At 51.1% G+C, this 11,563-nt stretch carries 8 protein-coding genes; all 8 read left to right on the top strand.

Translation table 11 applies throughout. From position 1 onward, the window contains the following. Window positions 1-11 precede the first annotated feature (11 nt). The 8 genes from OKX01_RS17265 (at window position 12) to OKX01_RS17230 (ending at window position 11,556) form a co-directional block, all read left to right on the top strand. Window positions 12-3,587 carry a glycosyltransferase family 4 protein gene (locus OKX01_RS17265; protein ID WP_264672168.1) on the top strand — a complete coding sequence of 1,192 codons (3,576 nt, stop codon included), beginning with the start codon at window positions 12-14 and terminating at the stop codon, window positions 3,585-3,587. Next, window positions 3,587-4,741: a glycosyltransferase gene (locus OKX01_RS17260; protein ID WP_264672167.1), complete on the top strand. Its 1,155-nt coding sequence runs from the start codon at window positions 3,587-3,589 to the stop codon at window positions 4,739-4,741. The genes OKX01_RS17265 and OKX01_RS17260 overlap by 1 nt, the downstream gene beginning before the upstream one ends. A gap of 36 nt (window positions 4,742-4,777) precedes the next feature. Further along, window positions 4,778-5,683, top strand: coding sequence for a DUF6492 family protein (locus OKX01_RS17255; protein ID WP_264672166.1), 906 nt, complete (start codon window positions 4,778-4,780; stop codon window positions 5,681-5,683). Window positions 5,684-5,685: 2 nt separating this feature from the next. Next, window positions 5,686-7,134, top strand: a complete 1,449-nt coding sequence (locus OKX01_RS17250; RefSeq protein WP_264672165.1) for a mannose-1-phosphate guanylyltransferase/mannose-6-phosphate isomerase — start codon at window positions 5,686-5,688, stop codon at window positions 7,132-7,134. A 144-nt stretch (window positions 7,135-7,278) separates the two neighbouring features. Beyond that, a complete protein-coding gene (locus OKX01_RS17245) occupies window positions 7,279-8,175 on the top strand; it encodes a polysaccharide deacetylase (protein ID WP_264672164.1) in 897 nt (298 codons plus the stop codon). Then, window positions 8,172-9,152 (top strand): polysaccharide deacetylase, encoded by a 981-nt coding sequence (locus OKX01_RS17240; protein ID WP_264672163.1) that lies wholly within the window; start codon window positions 8,172-8,174, stop codon window positions 9,150-9,152. Before OKX01_RS17245 ends, OKX01_RS17240 begins: the two co-directional genes overlap by 4 nt. Before the next feature lie 47 nt (window positions 9,153-9,199). Continuing rightward, window positions 9,200-10,474, top strand: coding sequence for a glycosyltransferase family 4 protein (locus OKX01_RS17235; protein ID WP_264672162.1), 1,275 nt, complete (start codon window positions 9,200-9,202; stop codon window positions 10,472-10,474). After that, on the top strand, window positions 10,471-11,556 hold the full coding sequence (locus OKX01_RS17230; protein ID WP_264672161.1) for a glycosyltransferase: 1,086 nt from the start codon (window positions 10,471-10,473) through the stop codon (window positions 11,554-11,556). The genes OKX01_RS17235 and OKX01_RS17230 overlap by 4 nt, the downstream gene beginning before the upstream one ends. Window positions 11,557-11,563 lie beyond the last annotated feature (7 nt).

The raw sequence follows: 11,563 nt of genomic DNA, 5'->3' as shown, positions 1-11,563 counted from the left end.
ATGGTGATGTAATGGGTTGGCGAGAGAGTTCTCAGAATTCATATGAAACTTTTGTAGAGAAAATAGAGATTGGTGATCGGCGTATCGATGGTGGCGCTGCTTTTTTCTGCACGCTCAAAGCGAAAGGAGTGCAAAGGGCCAAGCCTCCGGCTTTAATCTCATTTGAGCTTCTGGATCATACGGGATCTGTGGTGTCTCGTAGAATTCCAAATTTTAACTATTCAGAAAAATATGGCATTTATCTTTATCTGGGTGAGCGCGGAGAGGATGGAGCTTTGTTTTTTGATGGTTTGCAATTGCGGTTCCCCCCTGGACTCAAAATTGCATCGATCTACTTGCACCGTTGGGGGGCTAAAAAACTGGCCTTGGTTAATCGCCCGCGGTTAGATATTTTCGATATTGAGGTTCAGCCAGTAGTGCCTGAGCCCATCAAGCTGCCAGAGCTTCCCAAACTTGTTGCAGCAGTTCCGGCTCCTGCTCCTGTCGCCGCCCCAGCAGTTTCGGCCAAGCCTGTTTCTGTCTGGGTCAGGAAAATAGATGTTAGTGCTGTCAGAGAGGTTGTTTTATCAAGTGATCTAGAGCTGTTGCGAGAGTCTAAAGGCGCTCCTTTTGTAGCGGCCATCAGGTTTTGGACTGCGGGTGGTGAAGTGATTCAGGACCCGGGGTCAGATATTGCCTATTCTAAGCAGTTTGGCTCGTATTTTTATTTTGGACCGACACGGACGATAGGTAAGGTTCAGGCCAAACGTCGAGTGATAGTTCCACCAAATGCAACCGCATTTTCGGTTGAACTGTTTCCTTGGGGGCATAGTAATGCTCGTTTCTTGAGTGAGCCCAAGTTGGCTGTTGAAGATGCTGTGCGCTTCTTCAAAGGCTCAGAAATTCTTGCTGAGTGCGTCAGTGATGTTCTGGAGGGTGAAGCCTATAATATTGAGTTCGTGGCGGAGTGCGACCAGCCAACGCTGAAGAACTCGATATTGGCCCACCCTAGTTTTTTTGATCAGCAGAACCGTTTGTTGTCCCCAGCTGGGGATGTGCCTGTCTCTAGCAAGGTAGGGGGATATCGCTACTTGCAAGCGACTGAGCTAAAGCAATCGCCTAAACCTGTGATGCAAACGTCTTTTGTCGCCCCCCCTGGTGCAACACGGCTGGAGTTAAGAGTACTACGTTGGAAGGGTAGTGACGTGTATCGCACAACGTCGGTGCAGGCTACCAAAATACGAGAACTGGCCAAGGTCGGTGGCCTACAGGGACTTATTGATTTGCCTTCAGGCTCAGGTGATGTCGAGCTTGTTGGCCATTTGAAGGCGGTTGGCAAATTGCGCTCTAAAGTGGGGCGTTTGGAAATCAGGTTTCTGGACCGAAACGGCAAGCTGCTTGTTCCAGTGGTTCCTGGCCTGGAAACCGCAAACGACATGGTGGCGTATACCCCTGTTGTATGTCGCCAGCTTGATGGTTACATACCGATCAACCTGTTTCTTAAAGTACCGGACTCCGCTGTCAAGGTTCAATGGCGTTCTTGGCCGGAGGAAGGGGTGGCGCTGCTGGCTCCAGAAGGGCTTAAGATCAGGCGTATCCCAAAAAATTTCAGTGATTTCCTTAGGGAAGAGAAGATCGCTGAGCGCGCGCTTGATTACATTAATTGGCAAGACTACCGAACTATTACGTCGGGAGTGCATGCCAATGGCTTCTACGCTAGCTTGATCAAAAAGAATTTGAACATTGTGGGTGAAGCAGCACTTGGTGTTGATAGCCAGAAATGGGTGCGGGTGTCAGGCAAGTTATCGCTGCAAGACTTTGCTGGTGATCTGTCACGCCTGATGATCTACCCCATGTACTTTAATCACGATCATGAGTTAATCCAGCAGGGTAATAATACGGGTTGCACGTTGTTGGTTGATCTGGGTTGGGTGCGTTATGCCAGTTCAAACAAGGCTCAGTCGGGCGAGCATGCCTTGAGTGAGTGTTTCTTTGTGCCCCCCGGTGCTGTGAACGCCGTGTTTTATTTGGTTTCCAAGGCCTCTGCTGATCTGGTGTCAATCACAGGTTTAAATGTCTCCGGGATCGAGCCTGATGATGTGCTGGTCGGGCAGGATGTATCTTTAATGGATCCAGATCAGGTACGCCAAGGCATGGAATTGGCAGCCTTGACCCGCGACTTACAGTCACGTTGGTTGTTGTCAGAAGCTTGGGCTGCGCATCAGAAGAAAGATGCCAAGGCGGCTTTACGGGCTAGTTACATTGCCAGTGAGTTGAAAGAGTTGGATTTGAATTGGCTGCCGTCTTTGCCTCTGCAGGCGAGATATGAGTCAGATTCTCTGTCTGTCATGCATTTGTTCAAGGTGATTTATCCAGACGAAAGCTCAGGTGGGGCGGTACGTTCAACAGCTATTGTTGAGGCACAGGCTCGACAGGGCTTGAAGCCGATTGTATGTATGCCTCTCAACTCTCCAAGACCAGAGAATGAACTGCCAGCGCAGGATGGCTTGGATATTGTCGAGCGTAACGGAGTGCAGATTTGTTACCCGCATTTTCCAGGGCTGAATCGCAAGCAAATTAAAGTAACTGACCTGTTGAGCCTGGAAACGCAAATGTGGAATCAGGCAGTCGCACCCCATCAGGTTAGTTTGATTCATGCTGCTTCAGGTTTTCGCGGCTATGAGAATGCGGTGAAAGGTCTGGCCTTGGCTCGGGCCAATGATTTACCTTTTGTTTATGAAGTACGTTCTTTCCATGAACATACTTGGCGACCACTGCTGAGTGACCACATGGGAGACCGGCTAACGCAGCAACGCACCCTTCAAGAAGACCGTTGCATGGCGGGAGCCGATGTGGTGGTGACGATTTCCAAAGCCATGATGGTCAATTTGATGGAAAGAGGAGTGCCGAGGGAGCGATTGTTCTTTGTGCCTAATGCGATTGATAAGGCCTTTGAGACGATGTCAGAGCCACAGGAAGTGACGCAGTTGCGCCATAAGATTGGAGTGCTCAATAAGAAGACAATTGGATATATCTCCAATTTTTCGCAGCGTGAAGGCCATCGAGTTTTGTTGGATGCTTTTACAAAACTACGTAATCAGGGGCTCGATATTCATCTGGTGATTGCCGGTGATGGGCCAGAGTGGAGTCGTATTGCCCAGATGGTGTCAGAGCGACGTCTGGGGCAGTATGTCGTGATGCCGGGCAATGTAGACCATTCAGAAATTCGAAATTGGTATCACACCATTGATTTGTTTGTTGTGCCACGTATTGAGGATTTTGCTTCGGATTATGTAACACCGCTAAAGCCTTTTGAAGCGATGTCGCAGGGCATCCCTGTAATCATGTCTGATCGCCCTGTTACGGCTGAAATAGCAGGAGATCAAGAGGAGCGCGCACGTGTTTTCCCTGCTGGCGATGTGGATGCCCTGGCAGTGCTGATTGCGTCTGAATTGTCGAATCCACAACAGTTGAAGGCACGTGCTGATGTTGCTCGCGACTGGGTAATGAGTGAACGAGTTTGGTCAAGTGTAGTGGCGCGGTATGGGGATATCTATGAGGCAGCCCGTCGCTTTCATCGGGATGGCAAGCAAGGAGGTGCCAAGTAATGACAATGCCTATACCACTGATTTCGCAGGATGATGCCCCCCGTGTGTTGGCTGCAGCCTATGGCAAGTATCTTGGGGCTGTTTCGGCGACACAAGCCAATACGCCTTGCCTGTTGCTTGTTATGCCTCCGACCTGGAACAACCGCTACCAAGCGTTGTTGTATGAGCAAGCAGGCTTGCGGCAGTACATCCCGATTGGAGTAGGTGATCCAGGAATCTTGAAACATATTTCTTGGCCAGGTCCCATTGTGCTGCATGCTCATTGGTTTAGCGGTTATTTCAACAATAGTCGTGATGAGGTTGAGGCAAGTACACGCCTGGATGTCTTATGTGAAGATATTTTGGCTTTCCGGACTCGTACAGATGCCAAGCTGTTATGGACAGCGCATAACATTTTTCCGCACGAAAACCGATTTCCCGCTGTGTTTCTTCGCTTGCGCCAATGGATATTTGAAAACTTCGATGCGATCCATGTCATGCAGCAAGAGCATGTCTCTGTGCTGGAGCGCGAGTTTTCCAGAAAGGCGCCTGCGACCTTTGTGGTTCCCCACATGCTGTACTCCGGCAGTTATCCCGACGGCATCAGTGTTGATGTTGCTCGAAATTACTATGACATTGGGCCAGAGGAGTTTGTGTTTGGTTACTTTGGCTCTATTCAGCCATACAAGAACCTTGAGAGATTCCTGTCTGTTTTTGACCAGCTACAGCAACAATCCCAGCGGCCAGTAACGGCAATTGTGGGGGGCGTCCCCAGTGATGCAGAAACAGTGTTAGTTTTGAAGCAACGTTGGGGCATGAGCCCCAGGGTGCGGCTGTTGATGCGCAATATCCCCGATCACGAAATTCAATACATTCATCGTGCTGCTGACGTGATGGTTTTGCCATATGGGGAAACACTTAACTCGGGAGCCGCGTATATGGCGGCCGGTTTCAGGCTCCCTGTTATCATGCCCGACGGCATGGCGTCGCGGTCTTTAGATGGGTTGGGAGTGGTGCGCTTTGACAGCACGACTCCTAATGGCCTATTGACCGTAATGTTTGAAGTTATGGAGGGCCGTCGAGGACGTTACGATGAGGATGCCCTAGCGCAGGTGCAGGCTGATGCTGTGTCGACGAGATTTTTTAATGCCTTAGATCAAATGGTCGTTAGATAGGTTTTGGGGCTGTTTTTAATTTTTTTTGGACCTTGAATGTCAAGAAATTATCTTTTTCTAAAAACTTTTGCTCCTGACCTAGAGAGAGTTTCTTTGTTGTGCGAGTCAGTGGAAAAGCACAACATAGACAATATTCCCTTGGTTGTGGCTGTGCCTGATAAGGATTTTGAGGTTTTTAAGAAATCTCTTCCTGAGTGGGTGGGGTTAATGGCTGAGGAGGATATAGCTTGTTTTTCTATAAACAAGCGATTGCCTGGGTGGCGAGAGCAACAGTTAATTAAATTTATGTTTGGTGTTTCTCCAGGTGTTGATAAATATCTTGTTTTAGATTCGGATTGTCAGTTTATTAGGAATTTTTCTGATTTTGATTTGTTTGGTAAGGACTCTGAAATTCCTCTTGTTCTGACGGAGAGATATTATAGGTATTCAAAAGGAAATGATTTTTCTTTGTCGGTGGCTTTGGGTGAAATTTCGCCCGATTCTATGGATAAAGAGAAGGTTAATTTTTATTTTGATAGGATGTTCCAGATAGATAGGTCTTTAATTGGTAATAAAGATGTTTTAAGTAAAAAGCCAATTGAGGTTGGGGGGTTAATTAACCTTTCTTTCGGAAGGAAGGATAGTAGTAAAGTTTTTTTTATGCCAACCCCTATTGTTTGGTCTAGCTTGGTTGTTTCTCATATGTGGAGGTTTTTGAGGGGTGAGGGGCTGAGTTTTTCAGATCTCCTTTTGTATTCTCCATGGGAGGCTATCTGGTATGGGCATTGGGCTTTGAGCAATTTTAGAGATAAAATTACAGCTATTGAGCCAATTAGTATTCATTTTAGTTCGGATGATGATATTTTAGATGCTCGAAATAGAGGGGTGACAAGGGAAACTTTGTCGAGGAATTTTATTGCAATTACCCTTGCGGCTAGACATCAAAAGGAATTGGTTTTTTAGTAATGAAAGTAGCCATTCATCCCGTTATTCTTTCCGGTGGCAGCGGCTCGCGTTTGTGGCCCTTATCACGAGCTAAGTATCCTAAGCAGTTGTTGTCTTTGATTGAGCAGAAGACAATGCTACAAGCGACTATTGAGAGGGCCATGAACTTGGCTAATGCGCAAACCCTGGTCAGCGAGCCAGTGCTCGTTTGCAATCAGGAGCATCGGTTCAGTGTCCGTGAACAAGTGCTTGCGTTGAACCAGTCTCCGGCTGCTTTGTATCTGGAACCTAGTGGACGTAACACCGCTCCCGCTATTGCCTTGGCAGCTTTGCACTTGGCTAAAATTCAAAGCACTGACGCTTTAATGCTGGTGTTGCCAGCTGATCACAGTATTGAAAATGGCGCTGCATTTGCCAGCGCCGTACATGAAGCAGCTAGGCTTGCGCAAGCTGGCTATCTGGTGACTTTTGGGATTCCTGCCAGTTCCCCTGAAACAGGCTACGGCTACATCAAGGCAGGAGAGCCGCTGTTAGACGGGGGGGGTGTTTCGCATACCGTAGCGCAGTTTGTGGAAAAGCCCGATGTAGCAACGGCCACGCAGTATGTGGACAGTGGCGACTATTCCTGGAATAGCGGCATGTTTCTGTTTACGGCCGGTCGCTTTCTTGAGGAACTGCAAGAGCATCGTCCTGATATTTATGGGGCTGTTGTGCAGGCTTGGGAGAACCGTTCGGAGGATCTGGATTTTATTCGACCATCCTCTGAAGACTTTTTGGCCTGCCCATCTGAAAGCATTGATTACGCCGTGATGCAAAAAACTACCCGTGCCGCTGTGGTCGCGGTAGATATGGGCTGGAGTGATGTAGGCTCTTGGGATTCTCTTTGGAATATCAGCGCCAAAGATGCGGATGGTAATGCTGTGAAAGGTGACGTGTTTGTCAGCGATACGCGTAATAGTTATTTGCGCTCCGAAAGTCGACAATTGTCGGTTATTGGTCTGGATGATGTGATTGTTGTCGAGACGCCTGATGCTGTGCTGGTGGTGCATAAAGACAAAGCGCAGGATGTGAAGAAGGCTGTGGAGCACTTCGCCCGTAATGACCGTAAGGAGCATATGGAGCACCTGCGTGTTTATCGTCCTTGGGGGTGGTATGAGGGCATTGACGCCGGTGAGCGATTTCAAGTCAAGCGCATTATGGTCAAGCCAGGGGAAAAACTGTCTCTCCAGATGCATCACCATAGAGCGGAGCATTGGATTGTGGTTAGTGGTACGGCCAAGGTCACGCTGGATGATAAGGAAATTTTGCTTGGGGAAAATCAGTCCACATATATTTCCCTTGGGCAGACCCATCGTTTAGAGAACCCAGGGAAAATACCGCTACATCTTATCGAGGTGCAGTCAGGATCCTATTTGGGTGAAGATGACATTGTGCGCTTCCAAGATACCTATGGAAGAAGTAGTTCTTGAATTTTGCAAATGTGAAGGCCGACTCTGCTGGTCAGCCTGCCAGCTCGTAGAGAGAAGGGCTGCTATATACAGCCAGGAGAGTTTGATTTGGTCAAGCGCTATGCGCTGTTAACGGTAGATACGGAAGCTTTGCCCAGGCGTGCTATGGACAAACACGTCCAACGCCTGGTCTGGGGCGAACACCCCACGGGAACTGCCGGCATCCGCGAGATGAGCGCTATTGGCGACGAGTTCGGTGCCAAGCATGTGTTCTTTGTGGACTTATGCGCCACGCTGGGGCAGCAAGCTGACATGCTGGAAGCAGTTCGCTGGCTGGATCAACAAGGTCAGGATGTGCAGCTACATGCCCATCCTGAAACCTTGCCCAAGTCTTTCTGGGCCAAACACCGTTTGCCTCCCAGTCCCGGTTTGATGAACCAATTCAAAGACCAAGCCCGCGCCGAATTCGTCTTCCGACACTTCGGCAAGCTGATCTCTGACGTCACTGGCAAACCCATCCTTGCCCATCGCGCCGGTTCTTTCCGCTGGAATGCCCTCACAATCCGTGCTTTGCAGGCAGTCGGTATTCCCTTGTCGTTCAACCAGTCCATGCGTGCCGCCTTGTTGAAGCGCTGTCCAACAGGCCAGCCTGATTGCTTGCCTTATGCCTGGTCCAACGGCACGATTGAAGTCCCGGTAACAGAGCGTTTTACACCCGGTGTGTCGGATGCCAAACCGGACCGCTGGTCCAGTCTGACCTACCCGGAGTCTTCTTATTTTCAATATGGTTCACGGCCTACGACTTTCTGGAAGGATCCTCTGTGGTCTTTACCCAAAGTCTCGGTGGTGTTGATGCATTCTTGGTCTTTGCTGGATTTGGATGAAAATGGCCATTTCCACTACACCAACGATCGTTTGCTGGAGGGCTACCGCCTGTTCATGCAACGAGTTGTTAAGGACTACGACGTGATCACCACAGCGGATTTTTTAGATCTGCAGGCGCGGGGTAAAATCCGTCTTTCGCGAACAGTTAACTTAGAGCAGGTAGAAACACAGGTATGAGGGATCGCTACGCAATGATTACGGTCGATACAGAGGCACTGCCCAAGCGCGCCTCTGACGATCACGTTAATCGTCTGATCTGGGGGCGATTTCCAAGAGGTACGGCCGGGGTGGCCGAGATGTGCAAGATCGGTGACGAGTTCGGCGTCAAGCATGTGTTCTTTACCGACTTGTGCGGGGCTTACTCCCGTCTGGATGAGCTGAAGGAGGTTGTGCGCTGGCTGGATGAACAAGGCCAGGATGTGCAACTGCACACGCACCCCGAGTACTTGCCTGACAGCTTCTGGAAAGAGCATGGTTTGTCGAACCGTCCACAGTACATGAACCAGTACACCGAGCAGGCTCGTGCCGAGTTCGTGTTCAAGCACTTTGCGGGTTTGATGTCCGAGGTAACAGGCAAGCCGGTTCTGGCGCATCGTGCGGGTTCGTTCCGCTGGAATGCGGATACGATTCGTGCCCTGAAGGCAGTGGGTATTCCTTTGTCCTTCAACAATTCTGTATGCGCCGTGCATAATAATCAGTGTATTTACAGCAAGCCCACGAACAATCCCTTTACTTGGTCCAATGGCGTGATTGAGGTGCCCATGACCGAGAAACGGATTCTAGGTAAGGTAGGCAAGCCGGAGTGGTGGGCTCGCCTTACTTACCCAGAGTCCAGCTATTTCCGCTTCCGCCCCTGGTGGGGGCAGTTACTGTTGAATACGCTTAGTGGCAACCCTTCATTTGCGGTTTTCTTGCTGCACTCCTGGTCCTTGTTGTTCTGGGACGAGAACGGTTTGGGTGAATATCGTGACGATAGTCGCATGGAGGGCTATCGCAAGTTGCTGGCCCGCCTGACTAAAGACTATGACGTTATTACGACGGCAGAGTTTCTGGATTTGAAGGCTCGTGGAAAAATTGTTGTGCCTGATACGGTGGACTTGTCGCTGGCAGAGCTGCAAGTAGAACCGGACAATAAAATTCAGAAAAAGGCCTGAGGAAAATGCTCTTTAAGTTATGGCGTGGGCTGTTGCGGGAGCCTTGGATGGCTCTGAGCCGGCGTTTGACCTTATTTACGGTGCGTCGGCAGACTCGACGCGGTCAGCGCCGTGAAACACCTTACGAGCCCGTACCAGGACGGTTGCTGTATGTGCCAGCCAGTGCCTTGCCGTATCACATCAGTGGTTACACCACTCGGACTCATGAAATTATCCGCGCCATGCAAGCGGCAGGCGGGGATATCTGCGTGCTGACACGCCCCGGTTATCCATGGGATCGTAAAGACAGATTGGTGGACACCGAGCTAGACGAAACCCTGGTGGATGGGGTGCGCTACGCCCACGCGCGTAATCCCTCCAACAAGCGCCCCGTCATGCAGTTCGCCATCGAAGCTGCCACCTCCATCGCCCAGGAAGCCATCAAGCAACGCGTCGCCGTCATTCATGCTGCTTCCAACCACGTCAATGCCTTGCCGGCCTTGATCGCCGCGCGTCAGTTAGGCATTCCGTTCCAATATGAAATGCGTGGCTTGTGGGAGCTGAGCCGGGCTTCCCGCATGCCGGAGTTTCGGGATTCTCAGGGTTTCAAGCAGGGGTTGGAGCTGGAAGGTTTGGTCGCCAGTCAGGCAGACCGTTTGTTTGTTATTTCCGAGCAGTTGGGCCAATACGCTCGCGAGCATTGGAATGTTGACCCGGCACGCATGGGCCTGATGCCCAATTGCGTGGACCCCTCGCGTTTTACTCCTGGCGCTGTCCAGGATGTGCAGCCCAATACCATTGTCTACGCCGGTTCTCTGATTGTTTATGAGGGGCTGGATGTCTTGATTGACGCCGTGGCGGACTTGGTGGGCCGTGGCAAGGATGTGACCCTGACCATTATTGGAGATGGGGAGGCACGCGCTCAGTTGCAGGACCAGGTGCAAAGTCTGGGTATGGAGCATCACGTGCTGTTTGCGGGTCGGGTCTCGCCTGAAGAAGCCCGCGCCTTGCAGGCCAAGGCCGCATTGGTATGTATTCCTCGTCGTCCCTTTGAAGTGTGTCGCATTGTGCCTCCCATCAAGTTGGTCGAGGCGATGGCGATGGGCAAGCCTGTTCTGGTGCCGGATTTGCCGGTGTTTCAAGACGAGGTTGGGCCATGTCGTTCGGTGCGCTTTTTTAAAGCAGGGGATGTGCAGGACTTGGCCCGTGTGCTGGAGGAAACGTTTCAGGCAGGTCCGGAAGTCTTGGCGCAGGATGGTGCTTTGGCGCGCGAAGAAGCCTCGCAGCGTCGCAGTTGGGCGGACTTTGTGGTGCATGCTTTGCCGGCCGGGGCGAACTCATGATTGGCCGCGCAATCCGGGCTCTGGGTGCTCGTATTTATACGCACCCCACCGTCAGCGAAGATGGCAAGCCCGCAGGGCAGTTTGGGCAATTGAAAGTCGCCTTGGTCTCGGACTACTTTACGGCAGACTGCCTGTCGGCCGAGTGCTCGATTCGTATTCTTAGCCCGCGCAATTACAAGGAGGTCATCTCCTCCTGGAAGCCTGATCTGCTCTTTGTGGAGTCCGTGTTTCATGGGTTGGGTGGGGCGTGGCGTTACGAGCTGGCCAAGCAGTCGCGTCTGATTCGTTTGCGTACGCCTCGCACGATTTATAAGCTGGTGCAGTTTGCTAAAGATCAGGGCGTGCCCACGGTGTTCTGGAACAAGGACGACGGGGCGTATTTTGAACACTTCATTGATGTAGCCAAGGCTTTTGATTATGTGTTCACCACCGATAGCGATTGCCTGCCGCGCTATCGCGCCCGCCTGAATCCTGATGTGCCCGTGAACACCTTGAGTATGCCGTATCAGCCTGCGTTTCATCATTTCACGGGCTTTGGGTTTACGCGCAAGGAAGGGTGTTTTACAGGCAGTTATTACCGCCGTATCCTGAGTGAACGTCGCCGTTTTCTGGACATGATTTTCGGGGCCTGTGAGGATGCTCAAATGCATCTGAATGCCTATGACAGAAATCACGACAGGCTGTCTCGGCATCTTGAGTTCCGCTTTCCTCGCTCGACGCATTTACAGGTGCATAGCCAGGTGCCGCACCGTGAGACCGGGCGTATCTACAAAGAGCATGTAATGTGTCTGAACGTGAATTCGGTCACGGACTCCGACACCATGTGCTCACGCCGCTTGCTGGAAATTCTGGCCAGCGGAGGTATTGCAGTGACTAACCCCGGTCGGGCGGTGGATCGTTATTTTCGTGATTTCTGCCACGTGGTGCATTCCCGTGAGCAGGCCAGTGAATTGTTTTCTCGTCTGCGCCAAGGCCCCTCTGCACAGGACTGCGAGCGTGCGGCGGCGGGGGCGGCTTATGTACGCCAGTTCCACACTTGGGAGCATCGCCTCCAGGAGTTGGCTGATGTGGTCGGCTTCTAGGGTGCGC

Source organism: Alcaligenes sp. SMD-FA (assembly GCF_025960365.1).
In the GTDB taxonomy this organism is placed as follows: Bacteria; Pseudomonadota; Gammaproteobacteria; order Burkholderiales; family Burkholderiaceae_B; genus Alcaligenes; species Alcaligenes aquatilis.
The sequence above is the reverse complement of the archived record's forward strand: the minus strand, read 5'-3'. Positions and strand labels throughout refer to the sequence as shown.